This window comes from Methylobacterium sp. J-068, assembly GCF_022829445.1.
Classification (GTDB): domain Bacteria; phylum Pseudomonadota; class Alphaproteobacteria; order Rhizobiales; family Beijerinckiaceae; genus Methylobacterium.
Genome location: NZ_JAKSXY010000092.1, coordinates 100,038 through 124,666, shown reverse-complemented (window position 1 = coordinate 124,666; position 24,629 = coordinate 100,038). Strand labels below are relative to the sequence as shown.

The 24,629-nt window shown below is 70.0% G+C and carries 29 protein-coding genes; 23 read left to right on the top strand and 6 right to left on the bottom strand.

Annotated elements, in window-relative coordinates; all coding sequences use genetic code 11:
• Positions 1-202: 202 nt before the first annotated feature.
• From MKK54_RS15265 to MKK54_RS15255, 3 genes are all read right to left on the bottom strand, one after another.
• The gene (locus MKK54_RS15265) at positions 203-1,405 is read right to left on the bottom strand and encodes an alpha/beta hydrolase (protein WP_244012044.1); all 1,203 of its coding nucleotides are present in this window, start codon (positions 1,403-1,405) and stop codon (positions 203-205) included.
• A gap of 248 nt (positions 1,406-1,653) precedes the next feature.
• Positions 1,654-1,857 (bottom strand): hypothetical protein, encoded by a 204-nt coding sequence (locus MKK54_RS15260; RefSeq protein ID WP_244012043.1) that lies wholly within the window; start codon positions 1,855-1,857, stop codon positions 1,654-1,656.
• A gap of 65 nt (positions 1,858-1,922) precedes the next feature.
• Entirely contained in the window at positions 1,923-3,896 is a 1,974-nt protein-coding gene (locus MKK54_RS15255; protein ID WP_244012042.1) for an AI-2E family transporter, read from the bottom strand.
• Between the two features lie 186 nt (positions 3,897-4,082).
• Here MKK54_RS15255 and MKK54_RS15250 point away from each other — a divergent pair, with 186 nt between their 5' ends.
• From MKK54_RS15250 to MKK54_RS15145, 22 genes are all read left to right on the top strand, one after another.
• Entirely contained in the window at positions 4,083-5,636 is a 1,554-nt protein-coding gene (locus MKK54_RS15250) for a helix-turn-helix transcriptional regulator (protein ID WP_244012041.1), read from the top strand.
• Between the two features lie 105 nt (positions 5,637-5,741).
• On the top strand, positions 5,742-5,921 hold the full coding sequence (locus tag MKK54_RS15245) for a hypothetical protein (RefSeq protein ID WP_244012040.1): 180 nt from the start codon (positions 5,742-5,744) through the stop codon (positions 5,919-5,921).
• Positions 5,922-6,177: 256 nt separating this feature from the next.
• Positions 6,178-6,438 carry a GlsB/YeaQ/YmgE family stress response membrane protein gene (locus MKK54_RS15240; RefSeq protein ID WP_244012039.1) on the top strand — a complete coding sequence of 87 codons (261 nt, stop codon included), beginning with the start codon at positions 6,178-6,180 and terminating at the stop codon, positions 6,436-6,438.
• Positions 6,439-6,511: 73 nt separating this feature from the next.
• Positions 6,512-7,468 (top strand): PhnA-like protein, encoded by a 957-nt coding sequence (locus tag MKK54_RS15235; RefSeq protein WP_244012038.1) that lies wholly within the window; start codon positions 6,512-6,514, stop codon positions 7,466-7,468.
• 2 nt (positions 7,469-7,470) lie between these two features.
• Positions 7,471-7,968, top strand: coding sequence for a YsnF/AvaK domain-containing protein (locus MKK54_RS15230; protein ID WP_244012037.1), 498 nt, complete (start codon positions 7,471-7,473; stop codon positions 7,966-7,968).
• Positions 7,965-8,849, top strand: coding sequence for a YsnF/AvaK domain-containing protein (locus MKK54_RS15225; RefSeq protein ID WP_244012036.1), 885 nt, complete (start codon positions 7,965-7,967; stop codon positions 8,847-8,849). The genes MKK54_RS15230 and MKK54_RS15225 overlap by 4 nt, the downstream gene beginning before the upstream one ends.
• 78 nt (positions 8,850-8,927) lie before the next feature.
• A complete protein-coding gene (locus MKK54_RS15220; protein WP_244012035.1) occupies positions 8,928-9,218 on the top strand; it encodes a 3',5'-cyclic-nucleotide phosphodiesterase in 291 nt (96 codons plus the stop codon).
• A gap of 37 nt (positions 9,219-9,255) precedes the next feature.
• Positions 9,256-9,804, top strand: coding sequence for a cupin domain-containing protein (locus MKK54_RS15215; RefSeq protein ID WP_244012034.1), 549 nt, complete (start codon positions 9,256-9,258; stop codon positions 9,802-9,804).
• Positions 9,805-9,855: 51 nt separating this feature from the next.
• The gene (locus MKK54_RS15210) at positions 9,856-10,320 is read left to right on the top strand and encodes a YidB family protein (protein WP_244012033.1); all 465 of its coding nucleotides are present in this window, start codon (positions 9,856-9,858) and stop codon (positions 10,318-10,320) included.
• Positions 10,321-10,432: 112 nt separating this feature from the next.
• Positions 10,433-10,624 carry a hypothetical protein gene (locus tag MKK54_RS15205; RefSeq protein ID WP_091713696.1) on the top strand — a complete coding sequence of 64 codons (192 nt, stop codon included), beginning with the start codon at positions 10,433-10,435 and terminating at the stop codon, positions 10,622-10,624.
• A gap of 63 nt (positions 10,625-10,687) precedes the next feature.
• Positions 10,688-11,050, top strand: coding sequence for a CsbD family protein (locus MKK54_RS15200; RefSeq protein WP_244012032.1), 363 nt, complete (start codon positions 10,688-10,690; stop codon positions 11,048-11,050).
• 46 nt (positions 11,051-11,096) lie between these two features.
• The gene (locus MKK54_RS15195; RefSeq protein ID WP_244012031.1) at positions 11,097-11,543 is read left to right on the top strand and encodes a hypothetical protein; all 447 of its coding nucleotides are present in this window, start codon (positions 11,097-11,099) and stop codon (positions 11,541-11,543) included.
• Positions 11,544-11,587: 44 nt separating this feature from the next.
• Positions 11,588-11,953, top strand: a complete 366-nt coding sequence (locus tag MKK54_RS15190; protein WP_244012030.1) for a phage holin family protein — start codon at positions 11,588-11,590, stop codon at positions 11,951-11,953.
• Entirely contained in the window at positions 11,943-12,299 is a 357-nt protein-coding gene (locus MKK54_RS15185; RefSeq protein ID WP_244012029.1) for a DUF3618 domain-containing protein, read from the top strand. Before MKK54_RS15190 ends, MKK54_RS15185 begins: the two co-directional genes overlap by 11 nt.
• A complete protein-coding gene (gene aqpZ / locus MKK54_RS15180) occupies positions 12,299-13,069 on the top strand; it encodes an aquaporin Z (RefSeq protein WP_244012028.1) in 771 nt (256 codons plus the stop codon). The genes MKK54_RS15185 and aqpZ overlap by 1 nt, the downstream gene beginning before the upstream one ends.
• Positions 13,070-13,093: 24 nt before the next feature.
• Positions 13,094-13,405, top strand: a complete 312-nt coding sequence (locus MKK54_RS15175; protein WP_244012027.1) for a hypothetical protein — start codon at positions 13,094-13,096, stop codon at positions 13,403-13,405.
• Between the two features lie 30 nt (positions 13,406-13,435).
• Positions 13,436-14,572: a chromosome partitioning protein ParA gene (locus MKK54_RS15170; protein WP_244012026.1), complete on the top strand. Its 1,137-nt coding sequence runs from the start codon at positions 13,436-13,438 to the stop codon at positions 14,570-14,572.
• Between the two features lie 60 nt (positions 14,573-14,632).
• Complete coding sequence (locus MKK54_RS15165) at positions 14,633-15,169, top strand: CsbD family protein (protein WP_244012025.1); 537 nt, start codon at positions 14,633-14,635, stop codon at positions 15,167-15,169.
• Between the two features lie 66 nt (positions 15,170-15,235).
• Positions 15,236-16,228 carry a mechanosensitive ion channel family protein gene (locus tag MKK54_RS15160; protein WP_244012024.1) on the top strand — a complete coding sequence of 331 codons (993 nt, stop codon included), beginning with the start codon at positions 15,236-15,238 and terminating at the stop codon, positions 16,226-16,228.
• Positions 16,229-16,245: 17 nt separating this feature from the next.
• The gene (locus MKK54_RS15155) at positions 16,246-16,995 is read left to right on the top strand and encodes a hypothetical protein (RefSeq protein ID WP_244012023.1); all 750 of its coding nucleotides are present in this window, start codon (positions 16,246-16,248) and stop codon (positions 16,993-16,995) included.
• Positions 16,996-17,090: 95 nt separating this feature from the next.
• Complete coding sequence (locus MKK54_RS15150; RefSeq protein ID WP_244012022.1) at positions 17,091-17,936, top strand: transglutaminase-like domain-containing protein; 846 nt, start codon at positions 17,091-17,093, stop codon at positions 17,934-17,936.
• A 121-nt stretch (positions 17,937-18,057) separates the two neighbouring features.
• A complete protein-coding gene (locus tag MKK54_RS15145) occupies positions 18,058-18,249 on the top strand; it encodes a hypothetical protein (RefSeq protein WP_244012021.1) in 192 nt (63 codons plus the stop codon).
• 53 nt (positions 18,250-18,302) lie between these two features.
• Here the strand turns inward: MKK54_RS15145 and MKK54_RS15140 are convergent, their stop codons facing one another.
• Positions 18,303-18,716: a DUF1236 domain-containing protein gene (locus MKK54_RS15140; RefSeq protein WP_244012020.1), complete on the bottom strand. Its 414-nt coding sequence runs from the start codon at positions 18,714-18,716 to the stop codon at positions 18,303-18,305.
• Between the two features lie 254 nt (positions 18,717-18,970).
• Here MKK54_RS15140 and MKK54_RS15135 point away from each other — a divergent pair, with 254 nt between their 5' ends.
• Positions 18,971-21,631 (top strand): MHYT domain-containing protein, encoded by a 2,661-nt coding sequence (locus MKK54_RS15135; protein ID WP_244012019.1) that lies wholly within the window; start codon positions 18,971-18,973, stop codon positions 21,629-21,631.
• A gap of 38 nt (positions 21,632-21,669) precedes the next feature.
• Here MKK54_RS15135 and MKK54_RS15130 read toward each other — a convergent pair whose 3' ends face one another.
• A complete protein-coding gene (locus tag MKK54_RS15130; protein ID WP_244012018.1) occupies positions 21,670-22,044 on the bottom strand; it encodes a response regulator in 375 nt (124 codons plus the stop codon).
• 6 nt (positions 22,045-22,050) lie between these two features.
• A complete protein-coding gene (locus MKK54_RS15125; RefSeq protein ID WP_244012017.1) occupies positions 22,051-24,540 on the bottom strand; it encodes a GAF domain-containing protein in 2,490 nt (829 codons plus the stop codon).
• Between the last annotated feature and the right edge of the window lie 89 nt (positions 24,541-24,629).

The window sequence follows — 24,629 nt, the reverse complement described above, 5'->3', positions numbered from 1 at the left end:
TCGAAGACGAGGGATAGCATATCCGCATCCGGATAAGGGAGCGGCGAGCACCCAGGGCGACACGGCTTGATTGGTTCAAGCCAGTATCCCCGCCCGAGGCATTGTCACCCACACGGATGCGGCCACTGTTCCTTGTTCATGCGACAACAATTCCCGACCGAGTCCGAATAACCCAACGTCGCCGAAGTCGGCGGCCGGCGTACTACCGCCCGGCGCCTGTGACGGCGCGGACCGGTGCCCCAGCGAGGTCGACCGTCGAGCCGACGGTGTCCCTGAAACCGCTGCCGACGTTCGAGAGGTGGTCGCCGTAGGTCTCTCGCGTCTGCGGATCGACGAGGGCCACCGGCGCCGCCACCGCCAGCGCGGCGCCGGTGGCCACCGTGGAGGCGGCACCCGCCGCCGTGCTCACGAGCTTGTCCCCAATCCCGACCTTGCCATCCGAGATCGGCTGGCCATCTGCTAATCGCTTGCCCAGTAGGGCGACGACGTCGCCGGAGGCGAACTTGCCGTGGTTGAGGGCGTCGTCGGATTTTACCGAGGATAGGTTGAGCACGCCGATGTTCTCGCGCTCCAGCTCAGACTTGTAGGGTTCGGCATTCGGGTCGATGGCGCCGAGACGTACGCTGTCGCCCCAGACAAGGCGCGACACGGCCAGCGCCTGGTCATCGCCCGAGACCATCAGTGTCAGACGCGGACGGTCCTTGCCCATGTCGTGGAAGGCGCCCCGTGCGAGGTCCATGTCGACGTCGGGGGCCGCCAGGATGACGTTCCGGATCTTGGGCGCCACGCGTTTGTCGCGGATGGCCATCTGACGGAGGCTCTCCAGGGTGAGCCAGTTGCCCATGGAGTGGGCGAGCACCGTGACCTCGCCAACATTCGGGTCCTTGGTAAGGTCGCGCAGCAGCGTCTCCAGTCCGTTACGCGAGAAGTTGGTGCTTTCCCGGTCGTAGCCGTAGGCGAGCACCGAACCGCGGGACGGCCAGGTGAACAGCACTGGCGCGACCTCGGCGCCGGAATCGTGCACGATCTGCGCGAAGCGGAAGACGGCGTCCTCGAACTTGTTGTTGAACCCGTGCACGAACACCAGGACGTGGCGCTTGCCGCGTCCCCTGACCGCCTTGCCGGTCCAGGCCGCGACCTTTCCGCGGTCCACCGGCTCGGCGCGGAGCGCGACGAAGTCGGTGGCGGGGTTGCCGGGCAGGCGTTCCGGCCACTGCACGGTGCCTGGCTGGCGGGTGGCGTCGGGCGGGATCGACACAGCGAGGTCGGTGTAGGTCACCGCCTCGCCGCGCTCGCCGGAGAACAGCACGCCGCGGTCGGTCGCGGACTTGCGGGTCGTGGCGACCAGCATCTCGACGCGGGACGTGCCGGCGACCGGTGCCATGTCGGCGATGGGCAGCAACACGCCGGTCGGGCGTCCGCCGCAGGCCCCGAGGCTTACGAGGACGGCGGCTACCAACGTGGCGGCCAGTGCCCGCCCGGCACATGCAAATCGTGGAAACACCCGCACCCCCGAACCATGGCCGGGACGGGTGACCGGGTCACGGTCCGTCGAGGCCGGGAAGTCCTAGCGGATGATTGCGGCGGCGTGCGGACGGCAAGCCCGAAGATCGGCTCCAGGGGCCGTCGGACAATCGTGACGGCCGGCAGACATCAGTTGCCGAAAGGCGAGGCGAGCACGACGCGTACCTTCTTGTTCGACGCTGCCTGCGCGACGGGTGCGGGGGCGGCGTTCACGACTGCGGCCATCTGGACCGTCGCCGGCTTCACAACGACCCGGACGACGTTCGGCGTCTCGGCTGCGATGGCGGGCGCGGCGGCCAGCAGGGAGATCGTGAGGGCGGCGATTGTCTTCACGGCGGCTGTCCGAGGCTTAGCTATATTGCGCCTGAAAACCGCCAAGCCATTGGCGGGTTCCAGCTTCAGGCGGCGTTCGCCGCGGCCGGGGTCTCGTCGTCCGTGGCCGTCGCGCCCGCCTCCCTCAGGCACGCCTCGACCGCGCCGCGCAGCGACGACACATATGCGTCGGCCCCGACCTGCCGGCCGAGGTCCGTATCGGTCAGGACCGCCTCGCCCTGCGGCCATAGGCCGACCAACAGCCTGATGTCCCCCGACTTCCTACGGAGACGCTCCAGCAGGTAGCGCAGGTGCGACGGGTTGCCGGTGATGTCGAGGTAGGAGATGCACACCATCGCCACGCCCGAGAGGTCGAGGTCGCGGATGCCCTCGCGTGAGGCGGACTGGTAGGCCGTTACGCGCGCGCCAAGCCCGTGCTTGCGCAGCAGTTGCGCCAGCATCGCCGAGGAGGCCTCGTCGAGGGGGCCGCGCCCGGCCAGGCACAGCACCGGCGCCTCGCCGCGCCACGCCTCCGGCAGCGCCTCGCGAGAGGGCGCTTGGCCGGGTACGGCCTCGTTCTTCGGATGCGCCAGCTCGGCGAGCGTCGGAGTGTCGTTCGGGTTGACCGTCGCGTCGGTGCCGGCCGGCTCGACGTCCGGGTGGTCCTCGAAGTCCTCGACCAGAGACCGCGCCGAGGCCCGGATGTTCTCAAGCTGCGCCGGTGTGACCACGCCGCGGGCGTAGTCGTTGGCGGCGAGCTGCAGGCCCTTCAGCGCCACCTCGTCGTAGTACGACGACAGGGAGCGCTCCTTCAGCATCTGCTCGCCGAGGTCCCGGGCCTCGTCCGGGTCGCCGGCCAGCATGCGCTGGTAGAAGTTCTCGACCGGGGTCAGCGGCGGCCGGTCGCCGAGCAGAATGTCGAGGAACTCCAGGCTGTCGACGTGGCGACCAAGCACCACGAGGCAGACTGTGAACGGGGTCGCCAGGATCAGGCCGATGGGTCCCCACAGGAAGCCCCAGAACAGGGTCGAGACGATCACCGCGAACGGCGAGAGCCCGGTGGAGTGGCCGTAGAGCAGTGGCTCGATGACCTGCCCGAACACCGGCTCGGCGATCAGGAACAGCGCCGCCGTGGCGATGACCATGTTCCAGCCCGGATCGACAGCAACCGCCAGCGCCACTGGAAGGATCCCAGAGATGAACGCGCCGATGTAGGGCACGAAGCGCATCAGCGCGGAGAACACGCCCCAGAGGAGGGGATTGGGCACGCCGATGAACCACAGGCCGACGCCGACGATGACGCCGAACGCGGCGTTCATGCCGAGCTGGGCGAGGAAGTAGGTCCCGAGGCGACCGGCCGCATCATCCATCGCCACGGTGGTGCGGTGCAGATCTCTCGATCCGAACAGGCGGATCATGCGGTTGCGCAGGTCCTCGCGCTGCAGCAGCAGGAACACCACCACGACGAGCACGATGCCGACCGTGGTCAGGGGCTCGAAGATCGGGCCCAATACCTTCTCAGCAAGCGCGAGCGGCGAGATCTCGGGTTCCTGCACCCGGACGAGCTGCGCCTTCGGCGTGTCACCCCCTGGGTCGGTCGCCGCGGTAGTGCCGGCGGCGTCAGCCTTCTGGGTGGCATCGTGGACTTGGTGGCTGAACTTCGAGATGACCCGATTGGCCTCTCCGAGCCAGCCCTGCTGCAGGCCGGCGAACTTCTTGGAGACCGTGGCCTGGTACTGCGGCAGGTTGCCGGCGAGCCCGGCCACCTGCGTGCCGATGACCGCGCCAATGCCGCCGATCACGCCGAGCGCGAGAAGGACGGCGACGATAACGGAGGGGACGCGCCCGAGCTTGATCCGCCGGAGCAGGTTGACCACCGGGGCCAGGACGAAGCTGAGGAGCACCGCCAGCACGAGGGGGATGAACACCTCGCGCCCGAAGTACAGGGCCGCGATCAGCACGACCCCGACCGCGAGGGTCAGCAGGCCGCGCAGGCCGGGCACGAGCGGGGGCGGCACCTGGGCGGGCGGCTTCGCGGCTACGGCGTCGTCCATCGGCATGCGGGATTCCCGGTCACGCCACGTTCCGCGGCGCATCGCACCTCAACGCCGAAAGCTTCGATTTGTCCCGGAGGACCTCGTGGCGTTGCGGACGGGGACGCCCACGGCCCGACATGCTAGTGTTGCGTGACACGATCCGGCTCTGCCGTCCTGCCGCGACGCTGAGCCAAGCCTACGGGGGCGACCATGAATCCAAAGGTCAACCCGAAAAATGCTTCGGTCGGAAGCCGACGCACCCCCGGGCGCGAGATCGAACCACGGGGCGCTGGCGGCCATGGCCCCGGACGTGGACCCGTCGCGACCGATGCCAACCGCTCGGAACTCCGCCAGCTCGTCGCCGGCCTGAGCGAGGGGGTGATCCTGGTCGAGCCGGACCAGCGCATCTCCTGGGCCAACGACGCGGCGCTGGCGATGCACGGCGTGGCGGCTCTGTCCGACCTCGGCGCGACGGTCGACGCCTACCGCGCGCGCTTCAGCCTTCGTTACCGCAACAACCGTGCGCCCGGCCGCTACCCCATCGAGCGCGTCATGGACGGCGAGACCTTCCGCGACGTCGTCGTCGAGGTCAGGCACGCCGACCGGCCCGGTATCGACTTCGTGCATTCCCTGCGCAGCCTCGTGGTCACCGACGCGGGCGGCCGCCCGACCTTCCTGGCATTGATCATCAAGGACATCTCGGCACAATTCGAGGCCGAGGAGCGCTTCGAGAGCGCGTTCGCCGCTAACCCCGCCCCCGCCGTGATCGTCCGCCTGACCGACCTGCGGCTGGTCCGCGTAAACACGGGGTTCCTGGAGATCACAGGTTACGTGCGCGACAAGGTCCTCGGGCGCAGCGTGTACGAGGTCGACCTCCTTGCCGACGCCCACGGGCGCGAGAGGGCGTTGGAGCACCTGAACGCCGGAGAGCCGATCCCCCATCGCGAGGCGTTCCTGAAGCGCCCGGGCGGTGGCACGCACGCCGTGATCGTCGCCGGCCAACCCATCGAGATGGGCGACGTTGCCTGCATGCTGTTCACCTTCGCGGACCTGGAACCGCGCCGAAAGGCGGAGACCTCCCTGCGCCAGAGCGAGGAGCGCTTCGCCAAGGCGTTCCGGCTGACCCCGGTCCCGACCGTGCTGACCCGTGCGAGCGACCACATCGTGACAGGCGTCAACGAGGCGTTCGTCCGGGTGTTCGGCCGTGCCGAGGGGGATACCCTCGGGCGGACGGTCGCCGAGACCGGCCTCTGGGTCGACGCCGCCGCCCGCGAGCGGTTCGAGGCGACCCTGGCGAACGAAGGGTCCGCTCTCGGCGTCGAGACCTGCGTGCGCGACGGGGGTGGGACGGCGCTCGATTGCCTAGTCTCGGCCGAGCGCGTGGTCATCAACGGCGAGGATGCCGTGCTGGCCGTGTTGCAGGACATCACCGAGCGCAAGCGTTCCGAACGCGAGCTGTACTCGGCCATCGAGACCGTGATGACAGACGCCTCCTGGTTCAGCCGCGGCCTGGTCGAGAAGCTTTCGGTTCTGCGGAACCCCGGCGAGGGTGCGCGGCCCGCGACGCCCGACCTCACCGCCCGCGAACGGCAGGTGCTCGACCTGATCTGCCGGGGACAGAGTGACAAGGCCATCGGCCAGGCCCTGGTGCTATCGGGAAGCACCGTGCGCAACCACGCCGCCGCGCTCTACCGTAAGATCGGCGTCAACCGGCGCACCCAGGCCGTGGTCTGGGGCCGGGACCACGGCTTCCCGGTGACCTGACCAGTACATAAAACATCTGAACAGGTACGTTCCGACGATTTGCACCCGACGGGACCAGGGCTATCTTCAACCACGACGCAAGGCTGGGCGTCGACCGGAAGGCGAATGGCCGACGAACCCAAGCCGACGGACAAGCCCGAGCCGATCCTGGAACAGGTCAGGGCCTCGGTACGGGACGCCCTGGAGAAGCTCACCGGAGATCCCGGCCGCGAACCCGGGATCACGCCGTCGAACCCAAGGGGGAAACGACGCAAGGATCGGAAGCTCGAACCCGGCGCCGACTGACGAAAACCGAAACCGCGTATATTCGCTACGAACCAACGCGGTGAACTTGCGGCTTTATTGGATGTTAATCGGCGGAACATCGCGGTCGCGGAAGCGCTTGTCGCGTATCGGGTCCGACCGTCGAGCGGACGAACGCAGGCAAGTTCGGCGGTAGGCAGCCGCCTTATCGCGAACGCCGTGACCGAGAGTAGCCCACACCCCATCCCTTCCCGCGCGGCCTCGGCACCGACCGACCACGCATGCCCGGAGATCTTCCATGTCCCTCCTCGCCTGGATCGTGCTCGGCCTGATCGCCGGCTTCATCGGCAGCAAGATCGTCAACAACACCGGACAGGGCCTCATCGTCGACATCCTGCTCGGCGTCGTCGGCGCCGTCGTCGGCGGCTTCCTGTTCAACCAGTTCGGCCAGCCTGGCGTCTCCGGGGTGAACCTCTACAGCCTGCTCGTCGCCGTCGTCGGCGCCGTGATCGTGCTGTGGCTCTACCACGCCCTGATGGGCCGCCGCCGGGTCCTCTGACCCGGCCGAACCCGCTTCCGCCGATCCTCGGCTGAAGTCCGACCCGACACTTCCCGACGAAAGAGTTTCCACGATGGCGTTGACACCAGACACCACCCGTCCGGCCTACGACCGCGACCTGCCGACCACCAGCTTGGCCACCCCGGCCGAGGACATGCGCACGATGGCGCTGCACTCCGTCTCCTGGGGCGCCGTGATCGCCGGCGCCGTGATCGCGCTCGTCGCCCAAGTCATCCTGAACATGGTCGGGCTCGGCATCGGGCTGTCGACCGTCGACCCGGCCGGCAACGGCACCCCGACCGCCGGCAGCCTCTCGTCCGGCGCCGGGATCTGGTTCGTGATCTCCGGCATCCTCGCCTCCACCGCCGGCGGCTGGCTCGCCGGGCGCCTCTCGGGGAAGCCCGCCAACACCACCACCGCCTACCACGGGCTCCTCGCCTGGGCGGTCTCGACCCTGGTCGTCGTTTACCTGCTGTCCTCGGCGGTCGGAGGCATCGTCAGCGGCGCGTCGAGCGCGGTGTCGAGTACGCTCGGCGGCGCCGGCAACCTGATCGGCGGCTCGGTGAAGACCGCTGCGCAGGCTGCGGCCCCGTCGCTGCCGGGCATGGACAACCCGTTCTCGAATATCGAGAGCCAGGTCCGCGGCACGACCGGCAATGATCCCGAAGCCCTCAAGAACGCTGCCGTCAGCGCCATGCGCGCCGCGGTGACCGGCGACGCCGCCCAGCAGAAGGACGCGCAGGAGAAGGCCGCCCAGGCACTGGCCAAGGCGCAGGGCATCCCGGTCGATCAGGCCCGGACGCAGGTCGCCCAGTACGTGCAGCAGTTCAACGACACGGTCGCGAAGACCAAAGAGCAGGCCAAGCAGGCGGCCGACGCCACGGCACGTGTAGCCTCGCAGGGGGCGCTCTACGGCGCCCTGGCACTGATCCTCGGTGCCCTCGCCGCCTTCTTCGCCGGCCGCGGTGCAGCCGTCGATCCGGTGCTCACCCGCACCGCACCCACCGTCACGACCCAGCGCCGGGTCTGATCGTGGGCGACCCCGCCGCCACCGAGCCGCATCCCTTGGGGACGCGGGACCAGCAGGCAGCGGAGGTCGCCATCGGCGAGGAGGCGGTCCTCCCGCTGATCGCCGAGAACGCCCGCATCGACAGGCGGGCGGTGGAGACCGGGCGCGTGCGGGTCTCGACCCGAACCGAGACCGTCGACCAAGTCCTGCGCGAGACCCTGCGCAGCGACATGGTCGGGGTCACCCGGGTGGCCATCAACCGGACCCTGGCCGAGGGCGAAGTGCCCCCGGTGGTCCGCGAGGCGAACGGGGTGACGATCATCCCGGTCCTGGAAGAGATCCTCGTCGTCGAGAAGCGCCTCGTCCTGCGGGAGGAGGTGCATGTCCGCCAGACCACGGCGGGCGAGGACGTCGAGATGCCGGTGACGCTGCGCAGACAGCACGCCGTGATCGAACGCGTGTCCCCCGAGGGGACCGTCACGGCCCTGATCCCAACGCCACAGCCGGACATCGACTCATGACCCAGACCATCACCGCAATGTACGACACCTACCCCGAGGCCACCGCCGCGCAGGCCAAGCTCGTCGCACTCGGCATTCCCGAGGCCGGCATCAGAATCTTGTCCGGCAGCCAGACCGGTACGACGGCCGCCACCCACGAGGGCGGCATGTGGGGCTCGCTGAAGGAGTTCTTCATGCCGGAGGACGACCGCCACGCCCACGCCGAGGGCCTCAATCGCGGGGGCACCATGCTCAGCGCGACCGTCGAGGACGGGTACGCCGAGCGGACCTACGACATCATGGAAGAGCACGGCTCCGTCGACATGGACGAGCGCGAGGCGTCGTGGCGCAAGGAGGGTTGGACCGGACAGGCTGCAGGCGCGCCGGTCGCGGCCGTTGCTCCCGCGTCGACGACCGCCACGACCGGTCTGCGTGCGGCCGGTTCCACCGAGGCCGTCGCGGCTCAGGGGACCGCCCAGGGCACCGACTACATCCCGGTGGTCGAGGAGCGGCTCAACGTCGGTAAGCGCATGGTCGACAGCGGCCGGGTCCGCGTCCGCTCCTACGCGGTCGAGAAGGACGTCAGCGAGAACGTCACCCTGCGGGACGAGACCGTGCACGTCGATCGCCGCGTGGTCGACCGGGCGGTGACCCCGGGTGACATGGCCCTGTTCGAGGACAAGGTCATCGAGGCCACCGAGATGCGCGAGCAGGCTGTGGTCTCGAAGGAGGCCCGCGTCGTCGGCGAGGTCGGCATCCGCAAGGACGCGACGCAGCGCGTCGAGACCGTGACCGACAAAGTGCGCCATACCGAGGTCGAGGTCACCGACGAGCGCGGCAACGTCGAGCGTACCGGCACGACCGACACGACGAACGGAACCGTCCCGCGCAAGCCGCTCTGAACCTCGCTGTCGGGGGCGGCCCATCGGCCGTCCCCATCCCGGTGCAAATGCATGCGCCCGCCATCGGATGCCAGCGTCATGATCCGATCTCGCATCCTGGTGCTGACCGCGCTGGTCGCCCTACCGCCCGCGGCGGCCCGGGCCAGGGACCTCGGCGCCTCGGTTGAGACGCTTAGGTTGGCCTGCACCGGCGACTACCGCAGGCTCTGCGCCGGCATCGATCCGAACGCCGACCATGTCGAGGCATGCTTCCGAGCCAGGATAGCGCAGGTCTCCGACGGCTGCCGTTCGGCTATCGCCCGTTACGGGATGCAGGAGTCCTCCGAGGAGGGTTGGTCACAGCAGGCCGAGAGCCGACGCCCCCGATGACGCACACACGCACCGAGCCAAACGAGGATCATTCCCGATGACGCAGGCAGCCGACGGTTCGCTGATCGCCGTGGCCGACGAGATCGAGACGTCCGGCATCAAGCTGCCTGGAGCGACGCCGGACGGCATCGAGGCCCAGTTGCTCAACATGGACGCCGCGCGCGGCGTGGTCGCCACGATCATCCACATCAAGCCGGGCGCCGACATCCCGGCGCACTTCCACAGGAACGGGGCGGAAGCCCACTACGTGCTGGAGGGCGACCTCGTCGACGCCGGCCGTAGCCTCGGTCCCGGAACGTACCTCACGCACGCGGCCGGGATCGTGCACGGTCCCCACGGGTCGGTCCACGGCTGCAAGGTCCTAACCATCCAGGCCACCGAGGTCGGCTCGCAAGGGTACGACTTCAACCTTGCGGATACCGGAGAGTCGCCAAAGCCTCCCGCCGATGCTTCGACGGACCCGATGCCGGCTCGCGGCACGACGCCCCCCGACATGGCCCTGGAAGAGGTTCCGACCGACGACCGTCCGGAGACCGAGAGGCTCGGACCGACCGACGACAACCCGACCAACCCGACGACCGGCTAGGCCCGACCTTGGGGCGCAGCGGACGGCATCGACGGCGACAGGAGACACGCGATGAGTGACGGCTTCCCTTCCATGACCGCCCTGCTCGGCCTGCTTGCCGTGGCCGGGTTCCAGAACAAGGACAAGATCGCCGAGATGCTCGGCGGCGGTCATCCCGCCCCCGGAGCGGGGTCCGCGGCCGCGCCCGGCCAGGCCGGCCTCGGGGGCCTGCTCGGCAACATCGGCGGTGCGCTCGGCGGGGCCGGCGTCAGCAACGTGCTCGGCGGGGGGCTGGGTCAGCTGGTCGAGCGCTTCCGGCAGAACGGCCACGGCGCGGCCGCCGATTCCTGGGTGAACCACGGTCCCAACCACGAGATCGCCCCGCCCCAGCTGCGCCAGGCCATCGGTCCCGACGTCATGGACGCCCTGTCCCGGCAGACCGGGCTGTCGCACGACGAACTGCTTTCCAGGCTCTCCCGGGAGCTTCCCTCGGCGGTGGACCGCTACACCCCCGACGGCAGGCTGCCCGCCCTCTGAGGCGGCGCGCCTGAGGACATCCCGCACGCCGGTCGGGATCCGTCCCGCCCGGACGCGCCGGTCGACACGACCGCAACGAGCACCGTGACGGTGCCGCACGAGGAACACCACCATGGCCAAGACCGCGCACGACGAGGCCGCCAAGCACCACGAGGCCGCCGCCAAGTCGCACAAGACCGCCGCCGAGCATCACGAGAAGGGCGACGAGGAGAAGGCCGCCAAGCACTCCAAGGAGGCCCACGGCCACTCCGAGAAGGCGCACGAGAGCTCGACCAAGGCCCACGGCAAGAGCGCCAAGAAGTAAACGACCTTCACCCCACCGCCGGACGCGCATCCCGCGCGTCCGGCCCCATTCAGGAGAAAACCCATGGACGAGAACCGCATCACCGGTGCCGCGAAGGAGTTCGGCGGCAAGGTCCAGGGCGCCGTCGGCGACGTGACCGGCGACCGCGAGACCAAGGCCAAGGGCGCCGCCAATGAGGCCAAGGGCAACGTCGAGAACCTGTACGGGCAGGCCAAGGACGCCGTGCGCGACGTGGCCGACCAGGCCGGTGATCTTGCACAGGGCGCGCTGAAGCAGGGTCGCGATGCCTTCCCCGACGCCGGGCGCGCCTACCGCCAGGGCGCCGACACGGTGACGAGCTACGCCAAGGAGTCTCCGCTGATGATGGCGGCGATGGCGGGCGCACTCGGCTACCTCCTCGCGATGGTCGTCCACGGTCGCCGCTAGGTCGGTCCCCCATTCCAACATCGTCCCGCAGGTCCGGAGCAGCACCATGAACGATCCGACCCGATCTGCGGGACTATCACCCGCCGTCGACGGCCCTATGCAGGCGGTGCGCTCGCCGGCGGGCCTAGCAGACGCCGTGCGTGATCAGGCGAGCGGCTATGCCGACCGGCGCAGGACCGAGGCGGCCGGCTTCCTGTCCGAACTTGCCCGCGCGTTGCGTTCGGGCGGCGGCAAGCTCGACGGGCAGGCGCGGGCAAAGCCCTTCGTCCACACGGTCGCCGACAACCTCGACGCGCTCTCGAACCACGTCGCACGCCGTGGCTTGCGCGAACTCCTTCGCGATGCCGAAGCGGTGGCGCGAGGCAACCCGCTGGCGACGGCCTTGGTGGCCAGTGCGCTCGGGTATAGCACTTTCCACCTCCTGCGGTCCGGGAACGGCGATGCCCCCAAGTCCCCTGGTGAGCCCAGGCAGGCCTGGGGCGGGTATCCGTGAGCGCCGTTCCCCCACCCCCGCCCTCCGGAGGGCTCCAGGGTCTGATGGCCGAGGCACTCCGCGGTGCCGGTGATATCCTGCGGGGCGAGATTGCCCTGTTCCGTCAGGAGATGGCCGACAACCTGCGCCGCCTGATCGTCGGCCTCGCGGCGATGGCCGCCGCAGCTGTGTTCGCCGTCGTCGGCTTCCTGGTCTTGGTCGACGCCCTGGTGAAGTGGCTCGCCACCGTCGTCGGCTCGGAGGCGCTCGCCGCCCTGATCGTTGGCACCCCCTTCCTCGTCATCGGCATCGTCCTGGCGCTCACCGCCAGGAGCCGGTTCTCGGTCGACGGACTCATACCGACCCGGACGGGCCGGCAGCTCCGGCAGGATGCCGTCGTCATCAAGGAGCGCGTGACGCATGACGAGTGACGCAGATGGCTTGGAGCTTGAGATCCAAGCGAGCCGTGTCCGCCTGGACCGGACGCTGGACAGGCTTACCCAGCGCCTCACCCCCACCGGGATCGTCGAGGACGTGCTCGGCACCGTCCGGCGCGACGCGACCGGGGCCGGCCTCTACGACGGGGCGCTGGAGGCGGTGCGGCGCAACCCGGTGCCGGTGCTGCTGATGTGCCTCGGTGCCACGATGCTGCTCAAGGGCAAGGAGCCGCGTGGGCCGGCGACCTACCGCGCCGTGCGCGATCCCGACCGGTACGCGGCGACGGCGATCACTTCCACCTTGGCCTCCGGCATCACCCTCCCGAAGGACCCCCGCTGATGCGTCCCTACCTCGCCGAGTTCATCGGCACCTTCGTCCTGGTGTTCTGCGGCTGCGGCAGCGCGGTCCTTGCGGCGGACCACATCGGCTATGCCGGTGTCGCGCTGTCCTTCGGCTTCGTCCTGATGGCGATGATCTACGCTCTGGGTCCTATCTCCGGCTGCCACCTCAATCCCGCGGTCACGCTGGGCCTGACCCTGAGCCGGAAGTTCAATGCGGCGCGCCTGCCCGGCTACATGGCCGCCCAGGTCCTCGGTGCCGTCGTCGCAGCCTACGTCCTCTACGTCGTCGCGCAGGGGCATCCCGGCTTCGACGTCGCCTCGGGCTTCGCCTCGAACGGCTACGACGCGCGCTCGCCGGGCCACTACAACGTGACGGCGGCGTTCATCGTCGAGTTCGTGATGACGGCGCTCCTCGTCCTCACCATACTCGGGGCGACCGACCTGAAGGCGCCGGTGGGTTTCGCCGGCCTCGCCATCGGCGTCGTCCTGGTGGTGATCCATCTCGTCTCGATTCCGGTGACCAACACCTCGGTCAACCCGGCCCGGAGCATCGGCCCGGCCCTGTTCGCCGGCTGGGACGCCGTGGGGCAGCTCTGGCTATTCGTTCTTGCTCCGCTCCTCAACGGAGCCGCCGCGGCGGGATTGTACTCGACGATGCGCGCCCTCGACCCGGTGCTGCAGATGCCGGTGCGCCAGGCGGTGCAGGCCCTGCCGGCCGAGCTTGAGCAGCGGCTGGAGAAGGCCGGCATCAAGCCAACAGAGTTCTAGCGCCACCACCGGAGGGACCCGCCGATGCCGACCATGCGAACGCAGATCCATGCCAGTGGCAACGACGACCGGTGGTTCCTCTGCCATGGCGACGATGCGGCTGACGTGTTCGTTTTCCACGAGCCGAACGGTCCGTCCGGCGGATTGCCGTCGCGTATCGAGCTCACGACCTTCCTCGCCTCCGGGAACGGATCGCCCGAGCACCGCGCGCTCCTGACGATGATCGGCTCCTTGGTGGAGGCGGGACATGCGGGCTCGGCCCCGCCCGTCCGTGGACCCGAGCCCGGAGCCGCAGGTGCCGAATCGACCCCGGGCGATGCCACCGCTTCGATCTGACCTGATACCCCTCGAACCCGAAGGACCGCCATGGCCGTCGACTATCGTTCCGAGCTTCGCCGCCCCCTCCCGTTCAGCCTGGCGGTCATCGCCGCCGTGCTGCTGCTCTGGCTGGTCGTGGCCTCCATCGCCGGTGCCAAGCAACGCGGCGCCAGGGATCACCGCATCGGCGAGTTGGAGGGCCAGCGGACGGCCCTGCAGACGGACCTCGACCAGCAGCGGTCCACCGCCGGCACCCTCGCGGCCCTGCAGGCCAGGATCGCCACGTCCGAGACCGAGGTGAAGCAAGCGACCCAGGCCGGCGAGGAGGCCAAGGCGAAGGCGGCCGGCCTTGCCGAGGAGCGACAGGTGGCCGAACGGAAGGCCGGCGAGGCGAAGGCGGCGTCCGATGCGGAGACGAAGCGCCTGTCCGACCTCCAGACCCAGGTGACGGAGGCGGAACGGAAGCTCGCCCCCCTGCGCGACGCGACCACCGCCGCGGAGAAGGCTGCCACCGCCCGAACCCAGGAACTCGCCGACGTCGGGCGTCGGGTCGAGGACGCCCGGCAGCAGGAAGCCAGGCTGCGCGCCGACATCGCCGCCATGGCCCAAGAGGCCAACGGAAAGACCGCCGACCTCGCCAAAGCCGAGGAGCGTCAGCAGAAGGCCCGTGAGGGGGCGGCCGTGGCACAGAAGGAACTCGCGGATGCCCGGACCGCGACCGAGCAGGCGACCAAGCAGCGCGGCGACCTGGAGCAGGCGGTCGCCGGCCTGACCGCGAACCGCGAAAAGCTCGTCGCCGGGAACGAGCAGATGACCCAGCAAGCCACGCAGGCACGGGAGACCCTGGACGGCACCCGGAAGGATCTCGCGACGGCGCAGGCCGAGCGGGACCGTGTCACCGCCGAGCGGGGACAGGCGGAGCAGTCGGTCCTGAAGCTGACCTCGGACCGCGACGAGGCCGCCGCGGCGTTGGAGGCGCTGAAGAAGCGGCAGGCCGACGCGCAGGGCCAGCTTGCGACGCTGACGGAGACGATGTCCGCCAGGAACAAGGAGGTGGCGGACGTCGAGGAGAAGCTGCGCTCCGCCCGGGCCGAGCTCGCGGATGCACAGGCCAAGCTGGCCGACACCCGGCAGCAACTCTCGACCCCACCGGCGCCGGCCGCGACGCCCGTGAAGCCCGACTGAGGCCGGCCGGCATCGGATGCACTATATCTAACCCCCCGCCGTGACGACAGGAGAGACGACATGGACGAGAACCGCATCACCGGCGCCGCCAAGGAACTCGGCGGCAAGGTGCAGGGCAAGGCCGGGGAACTGACCGGCGACCGTGAGACCCAGGCGAGGGGCGTGGCCAACGAGGCCAAGGGCAACGTCGAGAACCTGTACGGGCAGGCCAAGGACGCGGTGCGCGACGCCGCCGACGCCGTGGGGGATGCGGTCGAACGCGGCGGCATCGACGGCGACCGGGTCGCCGGGACCGCGAAGGAGATCCGCGGCAAGGTCCAGAGCGCGGTCGGTGCCGTCACGGGCGGCGAGCGTGACCGGGTCGAGGGCCGGCGGCGCCAGGTCGAGGGTCGCGCGCAGGACCTCCATGGACGGGCGGAGGATGCCGCACGCGACGTCGGAGGCTACGCCCGCGACCTGTACGAGCACGCCGGCGACTACGCCCGGGACGGTACCCGGGCCGTCCGCCACCAGGTCGAAGAGAGCCCGCTGGTCGCGATGCTGATCGCGGGCGCGGTCGGCTACGGCCTCGCGCTGCTCGTCCACGGCCGCCGCTGACGTCGTCCCTCGTCGCCCGGCCGCCGCACGGCGGCCGGGTCAAACACCGCCACCCGGGGCGTCCCCTTGCATCTGTTCGGAATCAATTGGGTCGGCGTCAACGCCGAGAACGGGCGTAAGCTCGTCCTGTCGCTGGTGTTCATCGCCGTCGTCCTCGGGGGCGGGTTCGGGCTGCGCGCCCTGGTCGGGCTTGTCTTGACGCGCACCGACCACGCCACGCTCCAGACCAAGTTCTGGACGCGTCAGGGCATCAGCCTGCTCGCGGCGGTCCTGCTCGTCCTCGGCCTGCTCTCCATCTGGTTTAACGATCCGACGCGCCTGGCGACCGCCTTCGGGCTGCTGTCGGCCGGCCTCGCCTTCGCCCTGCAGCAGGTCATCACCTCGCTGGCCGGCTACTTCGTCATCCTGCGCGGGGCGACCTTCACGGTCGGCGACCGCATCTCGATGGGCGGCGTGCGCGGCGACGTGCTGCGCCTCGGCTTCATTCAGACCACCATCATGGAGATGGGCCAGCCACCCTCGGTCCAGGGCGCCTCGCCGGCGATGTGGGTGCGCAGCCGGCAGTTCACCGGCCGCATCGTGACGGTGAGCAACGCCCAGATCTTCTCCGAGCCGGTGTTCAACTACACCCGGGACTTCCCGTTCATCTGGGAGGAGATGGCCGTGCCGGTGACCTACCAGGCGGACCGGGCCAGGGCCGAGGCGGTGATGCTGGAGGCCGCCCGGAGGCACGCGCTGGACACGAACGCCATGACCGTCGAGGCCAAGGCCAAGTTGCAGGAACGCTTCGGGGTCGAGCCGGTCGACCTGGAACCTCGGGTGTTCTACCGCATCACCGACAACTGGCTCGAACTGACGGTCCGGTTTATCCTCGGCACGCACCAGATCCGCGGCGCCAAGGACGCGATGAGCCGGGATATCCTCACGGCGTTCGACGCGGCCGGCATCGGTATCGCCTCGGCGACCTACGACATCGTCGGCCTGCCCCCCATCGAACTCGTCCGCCGGCAGCGCGTAGGGAGCCCCGATGCCGCGGCCGCCTCGAAGGCCGGCGAGTGACTGGCGCGATGGTGCCCATGGCGGCCCTTGCGGTGATCCTGCTCGGGGTCGTCCACGTCGTGACGCCGACCCTACGATTCCTGGACGGCTCACCTCGAAGCGTCTGGCTCTCCGCCGCGGGCGGGGTCGCGGTGGCCTACGTGTTCGTCCATTTCCTCCCGGAACTGGCCGGTGGCGAGGCCAGCGTCGGCCGCATGGCGGGGGACACATTCGGCGGCTTCTCGGAGCGCCACGTCTACCTGATCGCGCTCACCGGCCTGATGACATTCTACGGGCTCGACCGGCTCGCCAAGGTCGACCGCTCCCGCAGGGCCGGCATCCCTGTCACCGATGCCCGCGGCGCCTCGGTCGACGTCGGCACCGGGGCCGGGGTGTTCTGGATCCACATGGGGTCCTTCGGCCTCTATAACGGCCTCGTTGGTTATCTCCTTCTCCATCGCGAGGCGACGGGGCCCGCTTCCCTGGCCTTCTTCACGGTGGCCATGGCGCTGCACTTCGTCGTCACCGACTACGGCCTGAACGAGGACCACAAGGCCGCCTACCGCAGGATCGGGCGCTGGGTCCTCGTCGTCGCCGTACTTGCCGGGTTCGCCGTCGGCGCGGCCACGGCAGTCTCGGACGCGGCCGTCGCCGCCCTGACGGCCTTCCTTGGCGGCGGCGTGATCCTCAACGTCCTAAAGGACGAAGTGCCGAGCAAGCGCCAGAGCCGGTTCTGGGCCTTCGCGCTCGGGGCTGCCGGGTACTCCGCGTTGCTGCTCACCCTCTGAGCCGGTCGCCCCCGGGCGGGGCACGGCACATGCAGGCATCGCCGGACACCGCCGAACCGAATGGGGCGGCGAACCTCCCAACCACGAGGTGGACCATGAGGATCAGGGCTGGATACACCATCGGCTACGACACGTTCGGTCCGACGCCGATCATCTACCAGTTGAACGTCCACCCTTCCCGCGCCCACGACCTGCTGACCTCGGACGCGATGCGGGCCGACCCGCCGGTGCCGATGCGGACCTATTCGGACGGGTTCGGCAACACCTGCGTTCGCCTCGTCTCCCCGGGCGGGCGGATGACGGTCTCGGCGGACTTCCTGATCGCCGATACCGGCGAACCGGACGCTTACGCGCCGGATGCCCGCCAGATCGCGGTCCAGGACCTCCCGGACGATGCGTTGGTCTACCTGCTCGGATCGCGCTACTGCGACACCGACAAGCTCGCCGGCACGGCCTGGTCGCTGTTCGGCAATGCCCCCGAGGGGTGGGAACGGGTCCAGGCCATCGTCACCTGGGCGCACGAGCGCATCCGCTTCGACTATCAACTCGCCGACGCGACGCGCTCGGCCTTCGACGGGTATCACCAGCGGATCGGCGTCTGCCGGGACTTCGCCCACCTCGCCGTCACCCTGTGCCGGTGCATGAACATCCCGGCCCGGTACTGCACGGGCTACCTCGGCGACATCGGCGTGCCCGTGGACCCCAACCCGATGGACTTCTCGGCGTGGTTCGAGGTCTACCTCGACGGCCCCGACGGCCCGCGCTGGTACACCTTCGACGCCCGTCACGACGCCAGACGGATCGGGCGGGTCGTCATAGCCCGCGGTCGTGACGCCACCGACGTGGCCATCTCGACGAGCTTCGGCACGGCGCTGCTCGCCCGGTTCGACGTCCACACCCTGGAGGTCGCCGACGACTTCGTGCTTCGGCCTCAAGGCTGATGTTTCGATGCCGCGGGGCGAGGGAGGGACCCGCCGTCCGGACGCGTTCCGCGAAGGGGCCGCTGTAGCGGACCGATGACCCGTCCCGTGCTATGGGAGGGTCCGTTCGAGGAGGCGACCCATGACCGAGACGAACGCGTCCGGGGCGATGCACACCGAGGTCGTCATTGCTCGCTGGCACCTGACCCTTGCCCGGTTCGCGGACAACGACAACGAGCCGCGGGGCATGCGGGCCGCGGCCATGGTCGCGGTGGTGGGTCTGCCGCTCGCCTCCACGGCCGCCCTTGCGGCCTGCCTCCGATTCCTGCTCTAGGCCACGCCTCGTAACGCCACGGGCACGCGGCCCGTGGCGTTCCCTCGCGTCGCTCAGTCGATGACCTCGACGATGCGGCCGCTGCCACGCTCGACCAGGACGGTGCGGCCGTTGACGACGGTGTAGCGGTGCCCGCGGGCGCCGTATTCCTCCGGGACGTCGTAGTAGCTCACGCCGGCCGATGGCAGGACCGTACCGACCCGGACGTCGCCGTCGTAGGCGTAGGACGCGCGGCGCTCGCCGCGGACGTAGGTGCGGAAGCGCGGACGGTCGTCGACGCCGAGGATGCCGTTGACGGTGCCGGTCGCCGCGCCGATGGCGCCGCCGACGATGGCCCCGATGGGACCGCCGGCCGCGCGCCCGTCCTCGGCACCCTCCTGTGCGCCGCGCACGAGACCCTGCGCCTGGACGACGGCCGGGAGCGCGAGGGCGAGGGCCGCCGCGGCGAGAATGGACTTGATGCTCATGGAATCCCCCTGATGCCAATCGCGGCCGGTGGGTTACGTCCGGCGCGTTTGATCCGATGCCGGGACATCCGCCCCGGACGCCATGGGATACGGGATACGATGCCGGCGGATTTACGTCCGCATGGTCGGGGACGACGCGAAGGCCTCGACGCTCACCGGACCGCCGGATCGAGGGGCGGCTTCACGAATGGGCGATTGCCCCGACACCGCTGCGTTTCCATGGCATGACCCCACGGAAACCCGACGGAAATCCCATGGTCCACACCGGATACAACCCACTCCTCGTCGCGCTCTCCCTGATCATCGCGGTCTTCGCGTCCTATGCGGCCCTCGACCTCGGCGCGCGGGTGCGCCGGCCGGACGTCGGACCGCGCTGGGCCTGGGGTGCGGGCGCGGCGGTGGCGATGGGCGGGGGCATCTGGTCGATGCACTTCGTCGGCATGCTCGCCTTCGAGATGGGGCTGCCCGCCGCCTACGACCTCGGCCTGACACTGCTGTCGCTGCTGATCGCCGTCGGCGTGACCGCCGCCGCCTTCTCCTGGGTGGCGCGCCGGGGCACCGGCACGCGGTCCCTGCTGATCGCAGGCCCGCTCATGGGCCTTGGTGTGGCGGCGATGCACTACACCGGCATGGCGGCCATGCGCGTGCCCGGCAACCTCGCCTACGACCCTGCCGTCGTGGCCGTCTCCGTCGCCATCGCGGTCACCGCCGCGACCGCCGCCCTGTGGCTGACCTTCCGCCGCAACCGCCCCTGGCAGAAGCTCGCCGCCGCCTGCGTGATGGGCCTCGCGGTCGCCGGGATGCACTACACCGGCATGGCCGCGGCGACGTTCACGGCGCAGGAGGCCGGCGCCCACGCCGCGCACGCGACCACACTGGCGACCGGTCAGCGGGACGTCGCCCTGGCGGTTGCCGGCGTGACCTTCCTGATCCTGTTCCTGGCGATGATGGCCTCCTCGCTCGACCAGCGCCGGGTGCAGCGGCGCCTGCACGTCAGCGAGGAGCGCTTTCGATCCGCCGTCCGGGCCGTCAACGGCGTGATGTGGACCACCGACGCCGCCGGACATTTCGTCGAGGAGCAGGCGGGGTGGGCCGGCATCACCGGGCACGTACCGGAACAGTACATGGGCGGCGGCTGGGCGAAGGCGATCCATCCGGAGGACCTTCGTGCGACGGTGGCCACCTGGGGCGACGCCCTACGCGCCGGGACCCCGTACACGGTCGAGCATCGCGTGCGCACCGCCCACGGCGAATGGCGGCGGTACGTGGCCCGCGCGGTGCCGGTGCGCGACGCCGACGGTACGATCCGGGAATGGGTTGGGGTGCACGAGGACATCACCGAGCGCCACGCGTCCGAGGTCGCCCTGAAGGAGGCGAGGGACGCCGCCGAGGAGCACAGCCGGGCCAAGAGCCGCTTCCTCGCCAATATGAGCCACGAGCTGCGCACGCCGCTGTCCGCGGTGATCGGCTATTCGGAGATGCTGGAGGAGGAGGCCGAGGAGCTCGGCCAGGACAGCCTGCTGAAGGACCTCGGCAAGATCAAGTCGAACGCGCAGCACCTGCTCGGGCTGATCAACGACGTGCTCGACCTGTCCAAGGTCGAGGCCGAGAAGATGGAGCTCTACCCCGAGGACATCGACGTCGCCGCCTTTGTCACGGACGCCGCCGGCACCGTGGAGGCGCTGGTCGCCAAGAAGGGCAACGTCCTCGCGTTGGACGTCGCCGGGGACGTCGGTCGGGCGCGCACGGACGCGACCAAGCTGCGCCAATGCGTGTTCAACCTGCTGTCGAACGCGGCAAAGTTCACCGAGGGCGGGACGATCACCCTGGAGGCGGCTCGCGAGGTCGACGTCGTCGGCGACTGGCTCCGGTTCACGGTGCGGGACACCGGCATAGGCATGAACGCGGAGCAGGTCGGGCGCCTGTTCGAACGCTTCACCCAAGCCGACGAGAGCACCACGCGCAACTACGGCGGAACCGGCCTCGGACTGGCGCTGAGCCGCGCCTTCGCCCACTTGCTCGGCGGCGACATCACGGTCGAGAGCGTCGAGGGTCAGGGTACCAGCTTCACGCTGCGCGTCCCGGCGGTGGCGCCCGAGCAGGCCGTCGAGGCGGCACCGGCGGCACCCGAGAACCAGGTGACGGTGGGCGACCTCGTGCTGGTCATCGACGACGAGGCCAACCAGCGCGAGCTGATGACCCGGTTCCTAGAACGCCAGCGCTTCGCCGTCCGCACGGCCGGCGACGGACGAACAGGTCTCGACCTCGCCAGGTCGCTCAAGCCCCGGGCCATTCTGCTCGACGTGATGATGCCCGAGATGGATGGCTGGTCGGTGCTGGCCGCCCTGAAGGCCGACCCGGAGACCGCCGGCATCCCGGTGGTCATGGTCAGCTTCGCCGCCGACGCGGCGCTGAGCGCCTCGCTCGGGGCGGTGGAGGCGGTGCCCAAGCCCGTGGACTGGACGCGGCTCCGGACGATCCTCGACCAGTTCCGGGCGGCCGACGGCGACGTGCTCGTGGTCGACGACGATGCCGACATCCGTCATCGGCTCCGGACGATGCTGGAGCGCAACGGCTGGAGCGTCCGCGAGGCCGGGAACGGCTGCGAGGCGGTCGACCAGGTCCGGCACGGCGTGCCGCGCCTGGTGCTGCTCGACCTGACCATGCCCGTGATGGACGGGTTCTCGTTCCTCGACCGGCTCCGGGAGCTGCCAGGCTGCACCGAGGTCCCCGTGGTGGTGCTGAGCGCCCGGGACATCACCGCGGCGGAGCGCGACCGCCTGTCCGAAGCTGACCGGGTCCTGCGCAAGGGCGACACCAGCCTGCAGGACATCGCCACCGAGCTTCGCAAGCTCGACAACCGGCAGACGGACGCCGCGGAAACGGTGGCGGCGGAGAAGCCATCACGCGTTTGACGGCTCAACCCACAATCCGCCCGCCTCACGAAGCTGGATCAGGCGGCGAACTTCTGGATGGCCGCCACGATCCTGCGTCGGTCGAACGGCTTGCCCAGCACGATGCCGCGGGCGGGAATCTGCGAGGCGTCCCAGGGCTTCGACGAGACCATCAGCAATTCGATGGGTGGCCAGCGGTCGCGGATCGAAAGAGCCAACTCCATCCCGGCGGTCGAGCCGCGCATGTCGAGGTCCGTGAACACCGTGCGGATGTCGGGGCGCGTCTCAAGGATGCGGATCGCGTCGGCCACGCTGTCGGCCTCGATGGCCTCGCAACCGGCGTTCTCGACGAAGTCGACCAACGACAGCATCAGGATCGGATCGTCCTCGACGACGAGGACCAGGGCGTGTTCGGGGCGGTGCGTCTCGGTCATCAGGGGTCAATGCACGTGGATCTGGATGTCTGTCAGGGGTGCGCGGAATTCGGCGCGCAACCCGGTCTGACCATACTCAAGGTCGGCGTTGCGGGTTCCCACCAGACCCATGCGGATCAGCTTCGACCCGAACCCGCCACGACCGTCGGGCGCCGTGACGCTCGGGCCACCGGTCTCGGTCCAGTCGAGCACCAGCGTCGGCGCTTTGCCCTGCTCGGTCCGCCAGGCGATGCGCACGCTGCCCGCCCTTGCCGACAGCGACCCGTACTTGAGCGCGTTGGTCGCGAGCTCGTGCAGCAGCAGCGTCAGCGACAGGGCCGCCTGCGGACTGATGTCCATGTCGGGACCGTCCAGGGCGAAGCGGTCGAGGTCGGCCTGCATGCCGAGCACGCTCTCCATGACCGACCGCATCCGGGCCGCCGCCCAGCTCTTCTGCATGAGCACATCATGCGCGCGCGACAACGCCAGTACGCGGCGCTCGAACGCCTCCACCGGCTCGCGCTCCGTGACGCCGCGCAGGGTCTGCGTGGCGATGGACTGCACGACGGTCAGCGTGTTCTTCAAGCGGTGGGCGAGCTCGGTGTTCAACACGGCCTGGAGTTCCTCCGCCCGCACCCGGGCGACGCCGACCTCAAGCCGGTCGGCGACGTTGCGCAGGAAGGCGAGTTCCTCGGCCGTCCAGGTCCGCGGCTCGACGTCGTGGACGATGAACGCCGCCACGGTGCGCCCGCGCTCGCGTACCGGCATGTTGACGAGGGCGCCGATGGCGATGGCCCTCATCGGCCCCGGGTCGTCCCGCGTGCGCGGGTCGGTGGAAACATTGTCGATCACGAGCGGTTCGCCGCGCCTGAGCGAGCCGCGGAGGTCGCCGTAGTCGTCGAAGCGGTGCCGCCCGGCGATGCTGGCGATGCCCGGGGCGGTCCAGTCCAGCTCGATCTCGATGGCATCGACGTCGCCCTCGATCCGGCCGAACCCGGCGCGGGTTGCGCCCAGCGTCCGGCCGACGATCTCGGCGGCGGCCCTGGTCATGTCCGCCGTGCTGGTCAGGTCGCGCAGGCGGTCGCCAAGCGTCAGGAGCGCGGAGCGGCGGGCCTCGGCCTCGACGCGCTGGGTGACCTCCAGGAAAATGACTCCGAAGCGGTTCGCGTCGAGCCTGAACGCGCGGCCCTCGTACCAGCGGCGGATCGTGTCGATGCGCCGGGTGAAGTTGGCCACGACGCCGGTCTCGACCACCTGGGCGAACTCGTCGACCCACGCGTCCTCGATGCCCGGGATGACCTCGCGGACGGACCGACCGACCACCGTCTTCGGGTCGATGCCGAGAAGGTCGCCCCAGGCCGGGTTGACCTCGACGTAGGTCCAGTCGGTCACCCGCCCGCCCGCGTCCCTGACGACCTCGCCGACCACAAACCCCTCGCTCAGGCGGTCGAACAGGCCCCGCCAATAGTCGTCCTTGTCGCGGGTCTCGGCCCGGGCCGACTCCTCGGTCAGCCCGGCGGTCGCCGCGCTGGTGAACAGGCCCACGATGTCGAGGTCGCCCACCGTGAACGCGTCCGCCTTCGCCGACTGCAGCTTGAGCACGCCCAGCACGCCGTCGCCTCCCAGGATCGGCGCGAACACCGCCGAGCCCAGACCGAGCGTCCTGACGAGGTCGCGGCTGACGTGCGGGTCGGTACCCGCGTCCGCCATCAGGTAGGGCTCGCGTGACAGGGCGCAGTGACCCGCCGCGCTGGACGACACCGGGATGCGCTGGCCCTTGTGTCCCGCCAGCCTGCCGAGGACGGCGCGGTATTCGAGGTGGTCGCCGTCGAGGAGCTCGATCACGCCGCCCTCCGCCGCCGGCACCGCCGACATCGCGCCGGCGACGACGGCCCGCAGCACTGCGTCGAGGTCGCCGCCGGCGACCGCGATCCGTGCCTGCGCCTCGCGCAGCGCCTCGCGGACCTGGTAGGCGCGCTGTTCCTCGGCCCGTGCGGCGTCGCGGCTCGCCACCGCCCGGCGGAGCTCAAGCTGGGTGACGACCTGGCGCGCCAACGCCTTGAGGCTCTCGGTCTGGGCCGCGGTCAGCCCTCCGGGCCGGACCACCTTGTCGATGACGCACAGGGTGCCCAGCACGTGGCCGTCGGGTGTGACCAAAGGTGCGCCGGCGTAGAACCGGATGAACGGCTCGCCCGTCACCAGGGGATTGGCCCGGGTGCGCGCGTCGACCATCAGGTCGGGAATGACCAGCACGATGTCAGGCCGGGCCAGGGCGTGGGCGCAGACAGACCGGTCGAGGTCGGTCTCGCAATGCGGGAAGTCGACCCGGGCCTTGAACCACTGCCGGTCGCCGGCCACCAGGCTGACGAGGGACACGGGGACCTGGCAGAGTTGGCAGGCCAGCTGGACGATGTCGTCGAAGCCCTGCTCGGCCGGGGTGTCGAGGATGGCATAGCTCTGCAGGGCGCCGAGGCGTCGGGCATCGTCCACGAGGTTCGGGAGCGGACTGTTGTTCATCGGTGACCGTTTCCTGTCGCCGAATGCATAGCCCACCGGATTCCGTTCGTCAGCCGTCGTGGTGCCGCCGAAACGTCGGGTGTACCGGA